Raw genomic sequence first — 20011 nt, 5'->3', positions numbered from 1 at the left:
GCCTGACGAGCACAAAGCGCGCTAATTCGTGCGTAACAAAATGACTTGCAGCGAGATTAACTATTGCGCGGACGGCGAAGCCTGCTATGTAGGGGCATGGAAGAAATCCTACCGTCAGATATTGGCTCGCGCTTTGGTGATCTTGATGATTTACCCGAAGCGCTGTTGCGTCAGATTCCCGCCACTCGGATTGATGAAACCGAGCAGGAGATTATCGATCTAATCAAGGGCGTGTTTGATGGAATTGCCTCAGTGGATGAGGTGCTGGTCGGCCTGTATCGACAGACCGGCGTAGTCCACGAACGCAAAAAGCTTGCGAGCAAGCTTTACCGAATGGTCAACTCGAAGCCCCCGCTACTTGAGGCGGTGCCGAAAAAGAGGGGGGTCTATCGAGTGACATGAAGTTTGGGGCCGCCGGTTGCTGCCGACGACCCCAAACGAGGTGGACACGCCACGCTCATGCTTTCTACAAGCCCGAGCACTTTAGTGGCCCTCACCTTTTTCCGCAAGCCCCGCGTGTCCTCGACGGCTTGCAACATGAAAGGTGTTCTCAAATGAACATCCACTCAAGGGCTCGTGCGCCCATCGGCACGACCGCACGGACCGGTTCTCGTTGTCCGGAATCCGGAGTCTGGCAGTCTCAGACTTCGCCCTCGACCACCGCACCCATTGCCCAGAGCAATGTCATGCCTCCGTATCGGGGCAACGCGGTCACGTGGAAGCTCGTGCGTTACGCATGAAACTGGCGGCGCGGTCTTCGGACCGCGCCGTTTTGCGTTGAAGGACACATCATGGATATCAACAATCGCTCCCGCGAGGAGCATATTGCTCGTGCAGTTGAAGATTTTCTTCGCCATGTCGGCGGGTCTGCCACCATTTCCCAAATCAGGCGTGTGTTGCCGCAACATGCAGCCCTCACTCCGCAAGATCGCAGGCCATCCACTACCCGTCCGGGCGAGGAATTATGGGAACAGCAGGTTCGCAACATTGCCTGTCACCGGGACAGCGAAGGGAACTTCGTCAAGGAAGGTCGAATTCGCTGGTCGCCAGGCAGACTGTCGCTTCCAGGCTATGGGCAGATCGGCCTGTTCAACTAATCCGCTGAGGGGGTGTCGTGAGACACCCCCTCACAGCACCGTCGTAATAAAATGCAGCGTCATTCCCACCAGCCCGCCGACCAGCGTGCCGTTGATGCGGATGAACTGGAGGTCGCGGCCCACGGCGCTTTCGATCCGGCCGGTAATCGTCACCGCGTCCCAGCGCTTGACCGTTTCTGACACCAGCGTGACGATCTGCCCGCCGTAACGGGTGGAGACGCCCACCATCGTGCGGCGGGCGAAGCGGTTGATCTGGTGTTGCAGCCGCGCGTCGGCTTGCAGCGCCTCGCCCAATTCGCCGAGCATCACGCGCATTTCCTCGCCCATCCCACTTTCGGGATCGCGCGCGCGGGTGATCAGTGACCGGCGGATACGCTCCCACACGCCGGTCCACCACACCGCCACCGCCGGATTGGCGATCAAATCGCGCTTCATTTCTTCCACCTTGGCGCGGGTTTCGGGGTCGTGCTGCAAATCCTGGCCGAGCTTTTGCAGCCCTTCCTCGATCTTGGCGCGCAGTGGGTGGTGCGGATCGATCAGCACCTCGGCGAGCAATTTATAGAGCCCGTCGAGCACGCTGGAGGAAATCGTCTTGTCGAGGCCCGTCCAGCGCAGCACGCCTGCCACGCGCTGATGGATGATCTCGCGCAGCGTATCCTCGTTATCCTCGATAGTGAGGCCCGCCCAGCGCACGAAACCATCGATCAGCGGCTGGTGGCGCTTGTCCGCCATCGTCGTTTCGATCATCCGCCCGGCGAGCGGGGCGATGTCGAGCTTGGCCAATTGCCCCGCCAGCCCGCTGCGCACCTGATTGCCGAGCCGGTCGGGATCGAGCGATTCGAGCACCTCGGCCAGCAATTCCGCCGCGCCGCTGGTGATGCGTGAACGTTCGTCAATGCTGCCATCCGCGCCGCGTTCGGGCGAGGCGGCCAGAAACTCGCCCGCCGCCTTGGCGATGTTCATTCCCGCCATCCGCCGCGCGACCACCGAGGGGGTGAGGAAGTTTTCGCGCAGGAATTGCGCCATCGTGTCGGCAATGCGGTCTTTGTTGTCAGGGATGATCGCGGTGTGCGGGATCGGCAGGCCCAGCGGATGGCGGAACAGCGCGGTCACCGCGAACCAATCGGCCAGCCCGCCGACCATTGCGGCTTCGGCAAAGGCGTTGACATAGCCCCACGCCGGATGCGCCGCCTCCAGCCCGTGGGTGGCGATGAACACCACCGCCATTGCGGCCAGCATCCCGGTGGCCGTCCAGCGCATGCGCCGCGCGCGGTCTGCGGTCAGCGGCTCTCCGCCGAAGGTCAGGGGCCTCAGGGAACGTGTCGCCATGGGCCGTCTTTAGCCCGGTTCCGGCCTGTCAGTCACGTCTTTAGCGATCACGCCCTTAACGCTCACTCGGCCGGTTCTGCCCCCGGCGGCGCGCGCCGCGCAGGGGCCGGCTTGGCACCGCCGGGCAGGCCGGGGAACGGTTGATCAGGCGCGAGCTGCGGGCGGGTGTCATCGCCCGGCTTGTAAGTCAGCAATCGCGACCGCAGCCATGGCCCGATGCGCTTTTCAAACCCGTCAGCCAGACTGAAGCCCGCCGGCACGATCAGCAGCGTCAGCAGCGTTGAGAGCACCAGCCCGCCGATCACCACGATACCCATCGGCTGGCGCCACGCCCCGTCACCGCTCAGCGACAGCGCCACCGGCACCATCCCGGCGGTCATCGCCACGGTGGTCATCACGATCGGCTGCGCGCGCTTGTGGCCTGCATCAATGATCGCCTCAAGCTTGGGAACGCCCTTGTTCATCTCCTCGATCGCGAAGTCGATCAGCAGAATCGAGTTCTTCGACACGATGCCGAGCAGCAACAGGATGCCGATATAGACCGGCATTGATTGCGCCTGACCCGTCAGCCAGATCAACAGCACACCCCCGAGCGGCGCGAGCGCCAGTGAGGTCATGTTGACCAGCGGGCTCATCAAACGCTTGTAGAGCAGCACCAGCACTGCGAACACCAGCAACACGCCCGAAACGATCGCTATGACCAGATTGGTGAGCAGTTCGGCCAGGAATTCTTCTTCGCCCACCACGTCACGGATGACGCCCACGGGCAGGTCTTGCAGCACCGGCAATGCATCGATCTGCGCCTGCGCTTCGCCCTTGAGCACGCCCGCAGCAAGGTCTGCGCCGACCAGAACACGGCGGTTCTGGTTATAACGCTGGATCGCGGTCGGCCCGGAACCGAAGGTTATTTCCGCCACCCGGCTCAGCGGAACCGATCCGCCATTGGCGGTGGGTACCGGCAGGTTTTCGATGGTGCGAAAATCGGTGCGGGCTTCTTCGGACAGGCGCACTACGATCGGGATCTGGCGGTCCGAGAGTGAGAAACGCGCCGCGTTCTGTTCAATCTCCCCCAAGGTCGCGATGCGGATCGTCTGCGACAGCGCGGCGGTGGTGACACCGAGTTCGGCAGCGATCTTGTCACGCGGGGTGATGATGATTTCGGGGCGGTTCAGATCGGCGCTGATGCGCGGGGCGACCAGCGAACGCAGGCCTTTCATCTCCTCAACCAGCCGGGTCGCGGTCTGTTCGAGCAGCACCGGATCGGAGCCTGCGAGCATCACTGTCATATCGCGACCTGCACCAAATCCGCGTGACTGCGATTGAAACCGCACACGGGCATCGGGAATCTTGGCGAGTTCGGGGGCGAGCTCGCGTTCGAACGCGATCGAAGTGCGTGCGCGATCTTCCTTGAGCCTGATGAAAATCGAGGAAGTTTCGCCCTGTCGGATGCGTTCCAGCAGGAGCTCAACCTCGGGCTCCTGCCGCAATCGCTTGGCCACGCCATTGACGACCCGCTTGGTCTCGGCAAGCGTGGTGCCCGGCACCATCTCGATTTCGACCCGGCTGTTCTCGGTGTCGATGCTGGGCTGAAATTGCGGCGGAGACTGTCCGAACAGCACAATCGTGATCAGGAACGAAAACCAGCCAACCGCCAGCATCCACACGCGGTGATCATAGAACCGCGCGGTCATCCAGCGCACGCCCTGTGCAAACCGGCCAGAACCGCCAGCGGGCAGCTCAATCGCCTTGAACGCCAGCCACCCGGACAGGAATGACAGGCCCGAGACCAGCAGCACGATCACGATCTCGAAGATCTTGGCGACCAGCTTGTACACGAAACCATTGGTATCGCTCGAAACGGCGGTGGCGATCTGCTTGTGCACGTCAAGCCCGATCAACCCCTTCCACAGCGGGGCCGCACCAGCGGAGTCTGCGATCAATCCGCTCACCGAACCGCTGAACATTTCAAACATGGTGAGGGCGGGCACGATCAGCAGGGCGATCACGGTCAGCAACAGGGCAAACATGTAAAATGTCCGGTGGCGCGGGCCATCAAGCCCGGCGCGGCGCGCGGCCATTTTACCGGTGTCGAGCGTCCAGGTCAGCACCTGCATATAGCGGTCGATCCAGCGCCCCTTGCCGTGGTCGGCATGGCCTTTGGCGTTGAGAAAATAGGCCGCCATCAACGGCGTAATCATCCGTGCCACGGCAAGGCTCATCAGCACCGCGATCACCACCGTGATCCCGAAATTCTGGAAGAACTGGCCGGAAATCCCCGGCATCAGGCCGACCGGCAAAAATACCGCCACGATGGAGAAACTGGTGGCGACCACCGGCAGGCCGATTTCGTCGGCCGCATCGATGCTGGCCTGATAGGCGGTTTTGCCCATGCGCATATGGCGCACGATATTCTCGATCTCCACGATCGCATCATCGACCAGCACGCCTGCCACCAACGCCAGCGCCAACAGCGACAGGAAGTTGAGGTTGAAGCCCAGCAGGTCCATGAACCAGAAGGTCGGGATCGCCGATAGCGGGATCGCCACCGCGCTGATGAAGGTCGCGCGCCAATCGCGCAGGAACAGGAACACCACCACGACCGCCAGAACCGCGCCTTCGACCAGCGCCCAGATCGAGGTGTTGTACTGGGCGCGGGTGTAGGTGGTGCTGGTTGCCAGTTTGATGAACTTCACGCCATCATTCTCGGCCTCGATCTTGTCCATCTCGGCCAGCGCGGCATCATAGACGGTAAGATCAGACGCGCCGCGCGCGCGGCTCATGGCGAAATTGACAACTTCCTTGCCGCCCACTTCGCTGATCGAATTGCGTTCGGAATAGCCGTCGCGAACTGTCGCTACATCGGCCAGCCGCACGGTGCGACCACCGCCGAGCTGGATCTGGGCCTGCGACAGTGCAAAGGCACTGTCCGAATTGCCGAGCACGCGCAGCGACTGGCGTGTGCCGCCAATTTCGGCAAGGCCGCCCGCCGCATCGATGTTGGTCTGGCGCAGCACAGCGTTGATCTGTGACGCAGTGACCCCAAGCGACTGCATCCGCGCCGGATCGAGGATCACCTCGATCTCGCGGTCAACCCCGCCAAAGCGCGACACTTCGGCCATGCCCTCGATTTTCAGAAGCCGCTTGGCAATGGTGTCGTCGATGAACCAGCTGAGCTGTTCAATCGTCATGTCATTGGCTTCGACCGCAACATAGCCAATCGGCTGGCCCACCACGTTGATCTTGCTCACGCGCGGCTCAAGGATGCCGTCGGGCAGGCTGCCGCGCACGCCGTCAATTGCGGTTTCAACCTCGTTGACCGCTTCGATCAGGTTTGTGCCGATCTCGAATTCGACGAAGGTATTGGAACTGCCTTCGCGCGCGGTCGACTGGATCGAATTGACCCCGTTGATCGCACGCAGCGCGCTTTCAACACGCTGGGTGATCTGGTTTTCGATCTCGGTCGGAGAAGCGCCGGGTTGAACAATCGTGACATTGACCGCCGGGAATTCGACATCCGGGTTATCAGTCACATCCATCCGTAGAAAACTGACGATCCCGGCAAACAGCAGGCCGGTGAACAACACCAGCGGAATCACCGGGTTGCGGATCGACCAAGCCGAGATGTCGCGTAAAGCCATGATGTTCTTGCCTGTGTTGCGCGGTTCTTGCGTATCAGTCAGTCAGTTACGCGGGCCAGCCGCGCGGGGACGAAAATTTTACTTCTTGAGCGGTTGGGGGTTGACCGTTTCACCGGGGTTGAGAAACCCGCCGGCGCGCAGCACGACGCGTTCGTTACCCGAGAGGCCTGCGGTAATAGCGATTCCGTTTTTGGTCACCGCGCCGGTTTTGACGCTGCGCCGCTCCGCCTTGTTATCTTCGCCGACGATATAGACAAAGCTGCCGTCGTCATCGGCCAGTACTGCACTTTCAGGCAATAGCGTGGCAGTGAAGCTGCCGCTATTGATGCGCGCCGTGGCAAAGCCGCCGGGACGCAATGCCGATGCGAAGGGCAGTGCGATCCGTGCAATGCCCTGCCGGGTCGCCTGATCAATTACCGGAGAAAGCTGCCACACCTGTCCTGTAAAGGTCTGTTCTGATCCGGTCGGGGTCACGCTGGCAATTGTGCCTACCGACAAGCTTGCGAGCTGTTCTTCGCTGAGCTGAGCGAGCATTTCCATCTCCCCGCCGCTGGCAATGGTGAACAGCGCGCCGGTGCCTGGGCTGACCGTCTGCCCGGGCTCGACTTCGCGCGCCAGCACATAGCCCGTCGCGGGGGCAACAATATTCAACCGCTGGTTGCGGGCGCGCAGTTCGCGCAGCTGCGCTTCGGCGACCCTGACCCGCGCTGCCGCAGCATCACGGGTGGCGGTCAACCGGTCGACATCGGCCTTGGACACAAACCCGCGTTCAACCAGTTGCAGCGAGCGATCAAGATTAGCCTGCGCGATATTGGCATCAGCCCGGGCGACTTCGACCTGGGCCGCCTGCGCTTCGGCCTGCTCCACCTGCACGCTGCGATCGATCACCGCCAGCACTTGCCCTGCCTGCACCCAATCGCCAGCATCAACGGTAACGCGCAGCACTTGCCCGCCTTCACCGACCACGCCCACCGGCATCGGCCGCCGCGCGGCGAGCGTGCCGGGTGCTTCGATTTCGCCCGATATGCTGGTCTTGCCGGGAGTGATGACTGTGACCGAGGGGGCCTGTGAATTATCATCGCCAACTGCCACCGGCTCTCCTCCGGCAATGGCGAAATAGGCCGCAATCGCCAGCAATAGCCCAAACAGGCCCAGCCCACCGATCAGCAGCCAGCGCGGGATCACAGGTGCCGACAGCGTGCGCGAACCGCTGAAATCGGTGCTCACGCCGTCGGCCGCCTCAGCCGTGATCGTCGTCTCGTAATTCATCGCCGTTCCCTCACTCAGACCGATCCCCCGGAGGGTTCCGCACGTCCTGGAGTGTATTACCTCTATAAGTCACCAAGCGCAACGCCTGATAGAACGTCGCGCTGTTTCGGGCAATGCACGCATCGACCGGTGACTTTCAGCCTAGACGAAGGGCGCGCAGGCAGGTTCCCCGCGCGAAATCAGCGATGAAGCGGTTTCAGCGCACCTTGCCGCGTCGAATCAGGTTGACGATGCCGAGCAGCACAACGGCGCCAAGCACGGCGATGAGCAGGCCAGTGATCGAAAATTCCTGAACGCTTCCGCTGATCCCGAGTAACGGGCCGGCAATCAGATTGCCAATGACCGAGCCGACGCAGCCAACCACGATGTTTGCGAAAATACCCATCGACGCATCGCGATTCATGACCAGACTGGCGAGCCAACCAGCGACACCGCCGACAATTATTGCGATGATCCAACCCATAGCATCTCTCCCTGTTTGGCGGGGCCGAAGTTGGCTTGGCCGCCATCAGGCAATGCTAGCGGGTTTTGGCCGCGAATATCAATACAAGGATAGCGTTACGCTGGATTCAATATTTCAGCTGGCGTTCGTAAAGGTCGCGGTAATGCTGGATTCTGGTGACCCTGAGGCCATGCATCCCCGAACGATCAACCGCGCGCTGCCACGAGGCAAATTCCTCAAGCGTCAGGCCATAGCGCGCCAGCGCTTCGTCGAGCGTCAGCAGGCCGCCATTCACCGCCGCGACCACTTCGGCCTTGCGCCGCACCACCCAGCGCCGGGTGTCGGGAGAAGGCAGGTCGGCAAGGGTCAGCGGCTCGCCGAGCGGGCCGATTACCTGTGCGGGGCGGATGTCCTGGTTCTCAATCATTGCATTTCTTTCGCATCGCCTGAACGGTTTGCATCATTGGAGTCGAGCATGTCATCCAAGGCTTTAGATTGCTCTAAAGCATCATGGTTAACGTCGGGTTCGTTATCTTCGAGCAGTGCAAAATAACTGGCGGCGGCATCGCCAAAGCTCGCGGCGCTACCTTCGATCAGGGCTTGCACTTCGTTGCGCAGCAGCAGCCTGAGGTCACGTGCGGCATTGAGCCGGGCGGTGATTTCGCTCCATTCGACCGCGCGCAACGCATCGCCTGCGCGCCGGGGCCCGCGCGATTCGAATCGCGCTGCCGACATCGCCTGCACAACGCGGTGCACGCGTGCACCTTCATCAGCCCGAACGCCGCCCGCAAACGCGCGGTAGGGGGTGGAAATGGAGTTTGCTTTCTCGAACATCACCGCCCTGCATAAGGCCAGTGCGTCAAGATCGGGTAAAGCCGCCATTTACCTGGCCTTAGGAATAGTGCTGGCCTGTGCGGCAACCCTGCCGCCTGTTCACACCTCTGGCGAAGATCGCAGGAGGTCGCTATATGGCCCGTCATCTCCATGATCATGCCCGCGCTCCTCGAAGCCGGCCCGCTGACCGGGCCTGATGCTGCCGCCCTGTTCGACCTGCCCCGCGCCGCCGCCGATTGCCGGATCGTTGTCGCGATGAGCGGCGGGGTCGATTCGTCGGTGGTCGCCGCGCTTGCCGCTGCCAGCGGGGCGGAAGTGATCGGAATTACGCTCCAGCTGTATGATTATGGCGCGGCCACCGGGCGCAAGGGCGCGTGCTGCGCAGGCGACGATATCCGCGATGCCCGCGCGGTGGCGGATCGACTTGGCATTGCGCATTACGTGTTCGACCATGAAAGCGCCTTTCGCGAAGAGGTGGTCGAACAATTCGCTGACGAATATCTCGCGGGGCGCACCCCGGTGCCTTGCATCCGCTGCAACATGGGGCCGAAATTCACCGACCTGTTCCGCATGGCGCGCGAATTGGGCGCGGATTGCCTTGCGACGGGGCATTATGTCCGTCGGGTGATGACCGCACAAGGCCCGCAACTGCACCGCGCCTTCGATCCGGCGCGCGACCAGTCGTATTTTCTTTATGGCACCACCGAAGCACAGCTCGATTACCTGCGCTTCCCCCTAGGCGGGATGCCCAAGCCGCAGGTGCGCGAACTCGCCGAAGCGGCAGGATTGCGCAACGCGGCCAAGCCTGACAGCCAGGACATCTGCTTTGTGCCCGATGGCAATTACGCCAAGATCGTCACCAAGGTGCGGCCCGAAGGCGCGGCGCCGGGAGCGATCGTCCACGCTGCCACCGGGGAGACCTTGGGGACGCACAAAGGCATCGTCCATTTCACCGTCGGCCAGCGCAAGGGGCTGGAGATCGGCGGCCAGCCCGAACCGCTTTATGTCATCGGGCTGGATGCAACAGCACGCGAAGTGCGCGTCGGGCCAAAGCGGATGTTGGCGGTCAATGCCGCACGGGTGACTGAAACCAACCGCATCGGGCCGCTGGGTGATGAACCACTGACGGCAAAAGTGCGTAGCCTCGCCAAACCGGTGCCGATCGTGCTTGATGGCTCACTGGGCGATGGCGGCGCGGTCACAATCCGCTTCGCCGCCCCCGAATATGGCGTCGCGCCGGGGCAGGCTGCCGTGATCTATGCCGGAGAGCGGGTAATCGGCGGCGGCTGGATCGATTCGACCGAGAAGGTTCCGGCCTGATTTTCGCAAAGTTCCGGGCAAAGATGGCAGTGGAAAATCGAGTACCCGACACGTATAGGGTAATCATGGCAACGCCGATCTACGAATTTGCGCACACCCCGCGAGCTGAATCTGCCTCCACCGCAAAGGCGCGCGCACTGCCGGTTCGCGATACGCGGCAGGCACCATCCGTTGGCGTGATCTACAACCCGCGCAGTTATCGCAACCAGGGCGCGGATTTCGATTGCGGCCTATGCCCCCACGTCCATATTGCCCAGCCCAGCGCCCGTGCGCAATTGCCCGAAGCGCTGGCTGAATTCGCAGCGCGCGGGATCGATTTGCTGGTAATCAACGGCGGCGATGGCACCGTGCGCGACGTGCTGACCTGCGGACAGGCGATTTTCGGGGACAATTGGCCTGCGATTGCGGTGCTGCCCAAAGGCAAAACCAATGCATTGACGGTCGATCTGGGCGTTCCCCATGACTGGACGTTGCAGGATGCGATTGATGCGCTTGATCATGGCAGCCACGCTTGGCGGCGCCCAATGATCGTATCCTCGAAGGAGGATGGCGGCAGGGCTGCCGATACACCGAAGGTTGCAGGCTTTATTCTGGGTGCCGGTTCGTTCACAAAAGCAATCCAGGCCGGGCAAGACGCGCATAAGCTGGGCGCGTTCAATAGCATGGTGGTGGCTGTCACGGGGTTGTGGGCGCTATTTCAATCGCTGTTTGCGAGCCGCAAAAACCCATGGCGCAAGGGTGCGCCAATGCGCATTGGTCTGGGTGCTGCCGAAGCGCCGATGGCGCATAGCGGGCATGGCGATCCGGAAATGCGGCAATTGCTGTTTGCCTCCACGCTTGAACGTCTTCCGGCTGGCATCCGCCCGTTCGGACCCTTGCGCAAGGGATTGAAACTGGTTGCGGTTGACCAGATTTCGCGGCGCGCCACGGCGTTGGTCCCGTTGGTCCTGATGGGCAAGCTGAGCCACGGGCTGCGTGAACGCGGCATCCACCAGATCACAGCAACCCAGTTCAGCCTGTCGATCGGTGATCAATTCATTATGGATGGCGAGGCTTTTCCCGCCGGCGATTACCTGGTCGAACAAGGGCCGGAGCTCGCTTTCGTCACGCCATGAATACCAACCCCGGCCCCTTGGCCGAACGGATCGCCGCCCGCCTTGCCACACCGGTCGATCCTGCGGTTGCAACCTTTGCCGAGGCGCTGGCGCAGCAGGCGGGCGCGCGGGCGGTGTTGTTCTATGGATCGAACCTCAGAACCGGCTCGCTTGACGGGGTGCTGGATTTCTACATCCTGCTGCCCGGCACGCAGGAAGCGGCGATCTGGCCGACGGTCAGCTATCACGAACGCGCGCATGACGGCGTTACGCTGCGCGCCAAGGTCGCAACCATGCGGCTGGCCACCTTCGCCCGCGCGGCCACTGGCGAGCTGACCGATACCACAATCTGGGCGCGTTTCGTTCAGCCGAGCGCCTTGGTCTGGACCGCAGACGATACCGCGCGCGGCGAAGTGATCGCCGCGATTGATGCCGCTTGCATCACGGCTGCGCGACTGGCTGCGGCGCTCGGCCCCAAAAGCGGCACGGCGGAAGAGTATTGGCGCGCCCTGTTCCGCGCCACCTACAAGGCTGAATTCCGGGTCGAAAAGCAGGGGCGGGAAAACGACATTCTCTCGGTCAACGCCGATCATTTCAGCGGCCTGCTCCCGCTGGCACTCAACGCTGCGGGAATCGCGACCGATCAACAGGGCGCAATCTTCACCCCGCGCCTTGCCCCAAATGAACGGCGCGCGATCCTGGGCTGGTGGAAACGGCGACGGCGGCTGGGCAAGCCGCTCAACTTTATCCGGCTGGTCAAGGCCAGCACAACCTTTGACGGCGCAGCGCGCTATGCCGCGTGGAAGATTGAACGCCATACCGGCATGGCAGTAGCGCTGACCCCGTTTCGCGAACGCTTCCCGCTGCTCGCCGCGCCGCAAGTGTTGTGGAATCTATGGCGGCATCGCTGCCGCCAGCGATCAATCCACGATCAAGCCTAGGGCGGACTGCGTTAAATCTGACGCAGGTCGTCCGCTCAAGCCTTTGTTGTCGCATCGTGAAAAGCTGAAAACCGGTTCCCGCTTTTCAGCACGATGCTCTAAAGGTATCTTATTGCAATCGCCATCCGGGTAACGCCCTCGCCCGCAGTAAAGCGCACCTTTTCCAGCGCAGGCGGTCGCGGGATGCCGAGGAACGTCGAGATCGTCGGATTGTTCGACATTCCCGCCCCATCGGTCGAAAAATCTGTTTTGCGATTGCCGTTGATATCGTGCTGGATCGCAATCGCATAATCGCCTGCCGATGGCAGCGGCACGCACACAGCGACGCCGCCTTCGTTCGGGGTGGCCTCAACCTTCATGATATAACGCTTGCTCTTCAGCCAGTCGTGTTTGTTGGCGGGATAGGTCCGCACGAACAGGTGGCCGGTTGACGATTTCATACCGCTCACCGTGATCCGCACCGCCGGGCCTTTGCCGGGCGCGCAAAGGCTCATGTCGTTGGGGCCGACGCGCGCATAGGTATGGGCCTGCGCGGCAAGCGGCGCGCTGACTCCGACGCCAGCCAGCGCCAACCCCGCCACCGCAATCGGCAACATCGTTCTGCCCACAATATGCGGCAGATCAGGCAGTCGATAAGGAAAAGCATAACCGGTCATGGGCGTCTCAATAAAATGGGAAGGGAGCAACTCACTAACAGCGGTTCGTCAACTGAGCAGTCAGTCGTTACATCTTTGTTGCAAGGCGCGCCTGAATTGGGGCTTAATTGATACGCGTTGCGGTTTTTGGGAAAGAAACACCACCGTGGAAAAGGTGTGATTTGCGCTTGTCCGTCGATTCGCGGCTCCCGTATGGCACATAATGCCTCAGAAAGGGCCTGCGCCGCGCCATGCCAGCACCATTGATCTCGCCTTCGATCCTTTCGGCCGATTTTGCACGGCTGGGCGAAGAGGTGCGCGCCGTGGACGCAGCAGGGGCGGACTGGATCCATATTGATGTGATGGACGGGCATTTCGTGCCCAACATCACCATCGGGCCGGACGTGGTCAAGGCGCTGCGCCCGCATACCGACAGGCCATTCGACGTGCATCTGATGATCGCCCCGGTCGATCCCTATCTTGAGGCATTCGCCAACGCCGGTGCGGATATTATCACCGTCCACCCCGAAGCGGGGCCGCATATCCACCGCACGCTGCAGGCGATCAAGGCGCTGGGTAAGAAAGCGGGTGTGGTGATCAACCCCGGTACCCCGGTCGAAGTGCTCGACAATCTGATGGACCTGGCTGACCTTGTTCTGGTGATGAGCGTCAACCCCGGTTTCGGTGGGCAGAGCTTCATCCCCTCGCAGCTCGACAAGATCGCGCGCATCCGCTCAATGATCACCCGTTCGGGCCGGACGATTCATCTTGAGGTCGATGGCGGGGTCAATGCCGAAACCGCGCGGATGTGCGTGGAGGCCGGGGCCGATGTGCTGGTCGCAGGCTCTGCCACGTTCAAGGGCGGGCCGGATCATTACGCCGCCAATATTGCCGCGCTCAAGGGAGGGCGATGATGGCGACGCTGCTGCGCACGCCCGCTGGCCGCCGCGCCGATGCGCTGGTTGAACGGGTGGCGGATAATCCGGTGCTGGGCCTGGCTAACGGGGCCGAGCCGGGGACGATCCAGCGCCCACAGCTTGCGCCCGAACCGCAGCCCGAAGAACCCTCGCGCGCGCTCGCGCTCAGTGACATGATCGCTGTGCAGGCCGGGCCGGGCGAGGCGCTGATCCGGCTGGCCTACCGCATCGGCGTGCCGGGACACGCGCTGGCCGCGCCGTTCCGCCGCCCGCCGCCGCTGCGCGTGCTGGCGACGGTGGAAAGCCCCAATCGCGGTGATCGCGCGGCGGGCACGGCGCTGCGCGCAGGACATTTCCTGATCCACGGCGCGCGCCTGCCGATTGCCAATCTCGATTTCGCACCCGCTGCGCGCCATGCGCCGGGGATAGAGCGGGCGCTGCACAGTTTCAGCTGGCTTTCCGACCTCGCTGCCAGCGCCCCGCGCGCCGATTGCATCGTGGTGGCCGAACGGATCACCACCCAATGGCTCCACGCCAATCGCGCACCGGGCAAGGGGCCAGCGTGGGAGGTTGAACACGCCGGGCTGCGGCTGGTCGCGTGGCTGGTGCATGCCCCGCTGGTGCTGGCGGGCCATGACAAGACGCTGAAATCGCGCCTGCTGTCCGCGATTGCCGAAACCGCCGCGTGGCTCGACAAGAAGGCTCCGCGCGCGGGCGCGGGCTTCGGACAGGTCGCCGGCTGGGCCGGGATCGTTGCCGCAGGGCTGCTGCTGCCTCACGGCAAGCCGCGGCGGCTGTTTGGCGAAGCGGGTCTGGTAAAAGCGCTTGGCGACATGGTGGGTGAAGATGGCGGCGTGCTGTCGCGCTGTCCGGCGGCGCAGCTGGACGCGATCCGGCTGCTGACCGACCTTCTCGCCTGTTACGAAGCGGTCGACGTCTCGCCGCCTCCCGCGCTCGATGTGATGCGTGAATTGCTGGTGCCGCCGCTGCTGGCCTTGCGGCACGGGGACGGCGCGCTTGGCAGTTGGCAGGGGCAAGGCGCAATTCCGGCCGACCGCGTGGCCGCCGTGATCGAAGCCTCGGGCATACGTACCCGCCCGCTGACCAACACCGCCAACTGGGGCTATCACCGCATCCGCGCGGGCGATACGCTGCTGCAATTCGACACTGCCCCGCCGCCGCGCTCACGCCATGCGCGGGTCGGCTGTGCTTCGACGCTGGCGTTTGAATTGTCGGATGGCCCGGCGCGGATTATCGTCAACTGCGGCGGCGCGGCGCTGGCAGGAGGGCAGGTGCCCGCGCGCATCGGGCAGGGGCTGCGCGCCACCGCTGCCTTTTCGACGCTGGTGCTCGACAATGCCAATTCGACCGCGGTGCTGCTCCACGGCCAGCTTGGCAAGGGCGTCGAAACGGTCGCGGTTGAGCGGCGGATGGTGGCGGGGCGCGGGCGTGAGGCGACCCGGATCGAAGCCGCGCATGATGGCTATGCCGCGCGCTTCGGCCTGACCCATCAGCGCATTCTCACCCTCAGCGGCGATGGCACCGAACTGGCGGGTGAGGATATCCTGATCCCCAGCGCCAAAAACGGCAAGCGCGGCAAGATCGCCTTTGCATTGCGGTTCCATCTCGGACGCGGGGTTGAGGTGCAGTTATCGGGCGACAAGCGCGGGGCGAGCCTGCTGCTGCCCGATGGACGCCTGTGGCAATTCCGCCTGCGCGGCGATAGGGCGGGCGCGGGCGCGATCACCCTCGCTGCCGAGGATAGCCTGTGGGTTGATGGCGATGGCCGCCCGCACGCCACCGAACAGCTGGTGATCGAAGGACTGGCATTGCGCAGCGGCGGGCAATTCTCGTGGCTGCTGAGGAAAACAGGGTAGATTTTCGACCATGACCAACAAGGCGATCAAGCGGGCGCTGCTGTCAGTGTCCGACAAGACGGGTTTGGCTGAACTGGGCACGGCATTGGCGGCGCGCGGCGTTGAACTGGTCAGCACCGGCGGCACTGCCAAGGCGCTGCGCGACGTAGGGCTTACCGTGCGCGACGTGTCCGACCTCACCGGCTTTCCCGAAATGATGGATGGGCGGGTCAAGACGCTCCACCCGGCTGTGCATGGCGGGCTGCTGGCGCTGCGCGACAATGGCGAACACGTCGCCGCGATGGAGGCGCATGGGATTGGCGAAATCGATCTGGTGGTGGTCAACCTCTACCCGTTCGAAGCGACAGTGGCCAAGGGCGCTGACCGGGCCGAGATCATCGAGAATATCGACATCGGCGGGCCTTCGATGGTGCGATCAGCCGCCAAGAACCACGGGTTTGTGACGATCCTGACCGATCCGGCGGATTACCCAGCGCTGCTGGAGGAATTGGCGGCGCACAATGGCGCGACGTCAGACGCATTCCGCATCCGCATGGCGGGCAAGGCCTATGCCCGCACCGCATCCTATGACGCAGCGATTGCCAATTGGTTCGCCTTCTCGCCCACCGCGAGCGACGAACCGACGCTGTTCCCTGCAACCCTGCCGCTCGCCTTCAAGCGCGCAGACACGCTGCGTTATGGCGAAAACCCGCACCAATCCGCCGCGATCTATGTCCCGCTAATGGTGGGCGCGCGCGGTGTGCCGCAGGCGGCGCAATTGCAGGGTAAGGAGCTCAGCTACAACAACCTCAACGACGCCGATGCCGCATTGGAACTGGCGGCGGAGTTTGCAGGCGGCGCGCCCGCTGTCGTTATCGTCAAACACGCCAACCCCTGCGGCGTGGCGCAAGGCGGCTCGCTGCTGGAGGCTTGGGAAGCGGCGCTGGCGTGTGACAGCGTTTCGGCATTTGGCGGGATTGTCGCGGTCAATACCGAGCTCGACGGCGCGACCGCCGAAGCGATTGCGGGGATATTCACTGAAGTGGTGATCGCTCCTTCTGTGAGCGCCGAGGCACGCGAAATCTTCGCCAGAAAGAAGAACCTGCGCCTGCTCGAATGCGGCACGTTGCCCGATCCCCGGCGCGGCGGGCTTGCGATGAAGACCATCGCAGGCGGGGTGCTGATCCAGTCGCGTGATGGCGGCGCGGTTTCGCTGGACGGTCTCAAGGTCGTCACCAAACGCGCACCCACCGATCAGGAATTGCAGGACTGTCTGTTCGCCTGGACGGTGGCGCGGCACGTCAAATCCAATGCCATCGTCTATGCCAAGGACGGCGCAACCGCCGGGATCGGTGCGGGCCAGATGAACCGCCGCGATTCGGCGCGGATCGCCGCGATCAAGGCGCAGGAAGCCGCCGAAACCCATGGTTGGCCCGCCCCTCGCACCATCGGCAGTGCGGTTGCATCCGACGCGTTCTTCCCCTTTGCCGACGGCTTGATTTCCGCTGCCGAGGCTGGCGCGACTGCGGTGATCCAGCCGGGCGGATCGATCCGCGATGACGAAGTGATCGCTGCCGCCGACGCCGCAGGCCTTGCGATGGTGTTCACCGGGATGCGGCATTTCCGGCATTGATTTGTTGCCCTACCGCTGCCCCTCTTGAGGGCGTTGCTTGCTTTGCGCTTCACCGCATACTGCGAGCGGTTCGGCTGATATGGGCGGCATCGTAACTTTTTCTCAGACCATTCGTAACCAAAACGGCTTTCCAACAGAATTACTTTATGAATCCTGTGTTCATCCCGGGGCAATTCAGCATCGGGCAGAGGCCGGGGCAACATTCATTCGAATCACGAGCTATCCCATGCGCCTGTTTGCTACCGACCTGTTTCGCAATTTTGCCATCGGCTTTGTCGGCGGTGCATTGCTGGTCGCCGGAGCCAATGCCGATAGCTGGGGCAGCAAGCTGTCCTCACCCGCGCAGGCCGCCGAAACGCTCAAAGCGCCCGCTCCCTCTGCCGAATTCGTGATCGCCCGCTAACGCGCTTTTCACCGATTATCGGACAGACTTTCACCGCAACGCCATCTGATCGCCCGAACCGCTTGGCGAAAGCTGTCCGCATCGCCTATATCCGGCCTATGGGACAGCACGCCATCAGCCATTCGCACCATGAACACAGCGGTCACGACCTGATCGCCGAGGCTGCACGCGCTCTGACGGCGGCGGGCGAACAGTGGACATCGATGCGCGAGGCAGTGTTTGCCGAACTCGCCCGGCACGAACGCCCGGTCTCAGCCTACGACATTGCCGACAATCTCTCCGCCGCGCGCGGCAAGCGGGTGGCGCCCAACAGCGTCTATCGCATTCTTGACGTGTTCGTGGCGAACAACCTCGCGATGCGGGTGGAAAGCGCCAACGCCTACCTCGCCAATACCCATCCCGGCTGCGCGCATGATTGCATATTTCTGGTATGCGATGAATGCGGGGAAGCCGCCCATGTCGATGACGAGGATGTCAGCCGCGCAGTGCGCGCCATTGCCGCCGCGCGCCAGTTCACGGCGCAGCGCGCGGTGCTGGAAATTCGCGGGCTGTGCAAAGCCTGCGCCTGATCGGCGCGCATTGACCTCGATCAAGCGTTCAATCGACAGGCCCCAATTCGAAGTGTAAGGCCTTGGGCTATGACGCAACTGCCGCACACACCCCCAAACACCCCACTGCTGGATCTGGTCGACACTCCCGACGATCTGCGCCGCCTGAAGCCCGATCAACTTCGCCAACTCGCCGATGAACTGCGCAGCGAGATGATCGATGCGGTCAGCACCTCGGGCGGGCATTTGGGATCGGGGCTGGGCGTGGTCGAACTGACCGTGGCGATCCACTATGTGTTCAACACCCCGGATGACAAGCTGGTGTGGGACGTGGGCCACCAATGCTACCCGCATAAGATCATCACCGGGCGGCGTGACCGTATCCGCACGCTGCGGCAGGGCGGCGGGCTGAGCGGTTTTACCAAGCGCAGCGAGAGCGAATATGACCCGTTCGGAGCGGCGCATTCCTCCACCTCGATTTCTGCGGCGCTGGGGTTTGCCATCGCCAACAAGCTGAAAGGCCGGCCGGGACGCGGCATCGCGGTAATCGGCGATGGTTCGATGAGCGCGGGCATGGCCTATGAAGCGATGAACAACGCCGCACAGGCAGGCAATCGGCTGGTGGTGATCCTCAACGATAATGACATGTCGATTGCGCCGCCGGTAGGCGGGCTTTCGGCCTATCTGGCGCGGATGGTGTCATCATCCGAATATCTCGGCCTCCGCAGCTTGGCTTCCCGCGTGATCCAGAAGATGAGCCGCCGGATGCACGACACCATCGGCAAGGCGGAGGAATTCACCCGCGGCATGGTGACCGGCGGGACTTTGTTCGAAGAACTGGGCTTTTACTATGTCGGCCCGATTGACGGGCACAATCTCGATCACCTGCTCCCGGTGCTGGAAAACGTGCGCGACACATCGGAAGGCCCGGTGCTGATCCACGTCGTCACCGAAAAGGGCAAGGGCTACGCACCGGCCGAAAACAGCGCTGACAAGTATCACGGCGTTCCCAAGTTCAACGTCATCACCGGCGAAAAGAGCAAGAGTGCAGCAGGCCCGCCCGCCTATCAGGACGTGTTCGGCCTGACGCTGGCGAAGCTGGCTGAAACTGACGACCGCATCTGCGCGATCACCGCCGCCATGCCTTCGGGCACCGGGGTGGACAAATTTGCCAAGGCGCACCCGACCCGCACGTTTGATGTCGGCATTGCCGAACAGCACGCCGTGACCTTTGCGGCGGGTCTGGCGGCAGAAGGAATGCGGCCCTTCGCGGCGATTTATTCCACCTTCCTCCAGCGCGCCTATGATCAGGTGGTGCACGATGTGTGCATCCAGAATCTGCCGGTGCGCTTTGCGATTGACCGCGCCGGGCTGGTCGGCGCGGACGGGGCAACCCATGCCGGATCGTTCGACGTGACCTATCTTGCCACCCTGCCCAACATGGTGGTGATGGCCGCCGCTGACGAGGCCGAGCTGGTGCACATGACCTACACCGCCGCCGAATATGACGATGGCCCCATCGCCTTCCGTTACCCGCGCGGCAATGGCACCGGGGTGCCGCTGCCAGACGTTCCGGTGAAGCTGGAAATCGGCAAGGGCCGGCTGGTGCGAGAGGGCACCAAGGTCGCGATACTCTCATTGGGCGCGCGCTTGGCCGAGGCGCTGAAAGCCGCCGACGTGCTGGAGGCCAAGGGGCTTTCCACCACGGTCGCCGATATGCGCTTTGCCAAGCCGCTGGATCACGATCTGATCGCCCGCTTGATGCGCACCCACGAAGTTGTGGTGACGGTGGAAGAAGGATCAATCGGCGGGTTGGGCGCGCATGTCCTGACCTTTGCCAGCGATGAAGGCCTGACCGATGGCGACAGCGGCAACGGCGCGCTGAAAGTGCGCACGCTGCGCCTGCCCGATAGTTTCATCGATCATAATGATCCCGCCAAGCAATATGATCAGGCGGGCCTTAACGCGCCGCAGATTGTCGATGCGGTGCTGAAGGCGCTAAAGCACAACAGCGCCGGGATCACCGCCGATTCTGCCGAGGGCGCGCGGGCGTGA

Annotated in this window: 18 protein-coding genes; 11 read left to right on the top strand and 7 right to left on the bottom strand. The window is 62.9% G+C overall.

Annotation, left to right across the window (positions count from 1 at the left end; all coding sequences use genetic code 11):
• Positions 1-96: 96 nt before the first annotated feature.
• Both ACSSV3_RS01875 and ACSSV3_RS01870 read left to right on the top strand, forming a co-directional pair.
• A complete protein-coding gene (locus tag ACSSV3_RS01875; protein WP_354326894.1) occupies positions 97-402 on the top strand; it encodes a hypothetical protein in 306 nt (101 codons plus the stop codon).
• Between the two features lie 389 nt (positions 403-791).
• A complete protein-coding gene (locus tag ACSSV3_RS01870; protein ID WP_354326896.1) occupies positions 792-1097 on the top strand; it encodes a hypothetical protein in 306 nt (101 codons plus the stop codon).
• 30 nt (positions 1098-1127) lie between these two features.
• Here the strand turns inward: ACSSV3_RS01870 and ACSSV3_RS01865 are convergent, their stop codons facing one another.
• From ACSSV3_RS01865 to ACSSV3_RS01840, 6 genes are all read right to left on the bottom strand, one after another.
• Positions 1128-2426 (bottom strand): DUF445 domain-containing protein, encoded by a 1299-nt coding sequence (locus ACSSV3_RS01865; protein ID WP_354326898.1) that lies wholly within the window; start codon positions 2424-2426, stop codon positions 1128-1130.
• A gap of 62 nt (positions 2427-2488) precedes the next feature.
• Positions 2489-6064, bottom strand: coding sequence for an efflux RND transporter permease subunit (locus tag ACSSV3_RS01860; protein WP_354326900.1), 3576 nt, complete (start codon positions 6062-6064; stop codon positions 2489-2491).
• A gap of 78 nt (positions 6065-6142) precedes the next feature.
• The gene (locus ACSSV3_RS01855) at positions 6143-7333 is read right to left on the bottom strand and encodes an efflux RND transporter periplasmic adaptor subunit (protein ID WP_354326902.1); all 1191 of its coding nucleotides are present in this window, start codon (positions 7331-7333) and stop codon (positions 6143-6145) included.
• A 196-nt stretch (positions 7334-7529) separates the two neighbouring features.
• On the bottom strand, positions 7530-7796 hold the full coding sequence (locus ACSSV3_RS01850; protein ID WP_354326904.1) for a GlsB/YeaQ/YmgE family stress response membrane protein: 267 nt from the start codon (positions 7794-7796) through the stop codon (positions 7530-7532).
• A 106-nt stretch (positions 7797-7902) separates the two neighbouring features.
• Positions 7903-8202: a CtrA inhibitor SciP gene (sciP, locus tag ACSSV3_RS01845; protein ID WP_354326906.1), complete on the bottom strand. Its 300-nt coding sequence runs from the start codon at positions 8200-8202 to the stop codon at positions 7903-7905.
• Positions 8199-8459, bottom strand: a complete 261-nt coding sequence (locus tag ACSSV3_RS01840; protein ID WP_354326908.1) for a hypothetical protein — start codon at positions 8457-8459, stop codon at positions 8199-8201. The genes sciP and ACSSV3_RS01840 overlap by 4 nt, the downstream gene beginning before the upstream one ends.
• 300 nt (positions 8460-8759) lie before the next feature.
• Here ACSSV3_RS01840 and mnmA point away from each other — a divergent pair, with 300 nt between their 5' ends.
• The 3 genes from mnmA (at position 8760) to ACSSV3_RS01825 (ending at position 11964) form a co-directional block, all read left to right on the top strand.
• Complete coding sequence (gene mnmA / locus ACSSV3_RS01835; RefSeq protein WP_454184737.1) at positions 8760-9929, top strand: tRNA 2-thiouridine(34) synthase MnmA; 1170 nt, start codon at positions 8760-8762, stop codon at positions 9927-9929.
• 65 nt (positions 9930-9994) lie between these two features.
• Positions 9995-11044 carry a diacylglycerol/lipid kinase family protein gene (locus tag ACSSV3_RS01830; protein ID WP_354326910.1) on the top strand — a complete coding sequence of 350 codons (1050 nt, stop codon included), beginning with the start codon at positions 9995-9997 and terminating at the stop codon, positions 11042-11044.
• A complete protein-coding gene (locus ACSSV3_RS01825) occupies positions 11041-11964 on the top strand; it encodes a hypothetical protein (protein WP_354326912.1) in 924 nt (307 codons plus the stop codon). The genes ACSSV3_RS01830 and ACSSV3_RS01825 overlap by 4 nt, the downstream gene beginning before the upstream one ends.
• 98 nt (positions 11965-12062) lie before the next feature.
• On the opposite strand, the gene ACSSV3_RS01820 is transcribed toward ACSSV3_RS01825, so the two are convergent.
• Positions 12063-12620: a DUF2141 domain-containing protein gene (locus ACSSV3_RS01820; protein ID WP_354326914.1), complete on the bottom strand. Its 558-nt coding sequence runs from the start codon at positions 12618-12620 to the stop codon at positions 12063-12065.
• Between the two features lie 230 nt (positions 12621-12850).
• On the opposite strand from ACSSV3_RS01820, the gene rpe reads away from it, so the two are divergent.
• From rpe to dxs, 6 genes are all read left to right on the top strand, one after another.
• Positions 12851-13513, top strand: a complete 663-nt coding sequence (rpe, locus tag ACSSV3_RS01815; protein ID WP_354326915.1) for a ribulose-phosphate 3-epimerase — start codon at positions 12851-12853, stop codon at positions 13511-13513.
• Complete coding sequence (locus ACSSV3_RS01810) at positions 13513-15393, top strand: heparinase II/III family protein (protein WP_454184742.1); 1881 nt, start codon at positions 13513-13515, stop codon at positions 15391-15393. The genes rpe and ACSSV3_RS01810 overlap by 1 nt, the downstream gene beginning before the upstream one ends.
• Before the next feature lie 10 nt (positions 15394-15403).
• Positions 15404-17005 (top strand): bifunctional phosphoribosylaminoimidazolecarboxamide formyltransferase/IMP cyclohydrolase, encoded by a 1602-nt coding sequence (gene purH / locus ACSSV3_RS01805; RefSeq protein WP_354326919.1) that lies wholly within the window; start codon positions 15404-15406, stop codon positions 17003-17005.
• A 79-nt stretch (positions 17006-17084) separates the two neighbouring features.
• On the top strand, positions 17085-17408 hold the full coding sequence (locus ACSSV3_RS01800) for a hypothetical protein (protein WP_354326921.1): 324 nt from the start codon (positions 17085-17087) through the stop codon (positions 17406-17408).
• A 98-nt stretch (positions 17409-17506) separates the two neighbouring features.
• On the top strand, positions 17507-17977 hold the full coding sequence (locus ACSSV3_RS01795) for a Fur family transcriptional regulator (protein ID WP_354326923.1): 471 nt from the start codon (positions 17507-17509) through the stop codon (positions 17975-17977).
• A 69-nt stretch (positions 17978-18046) separates the two neighbouring features.
• A complete protein-coding gene (gene dxs, locus ACSSV3_RS01790) occupies positions 18047-20011 on the top strand; it encodes a 1-deoxy-D-xylulose-5-phosphate synthase (protein ID WP_354326925.1) in 1965 nt (654 codons plus the stop codon).

The sequence above is a fragment of the Porphyrobacter sp. MBR-49 genome, assembly GCF_053628655.1.
This window is presented reverse-complemented; position numbering and strand designations above follow the sequence as displayed.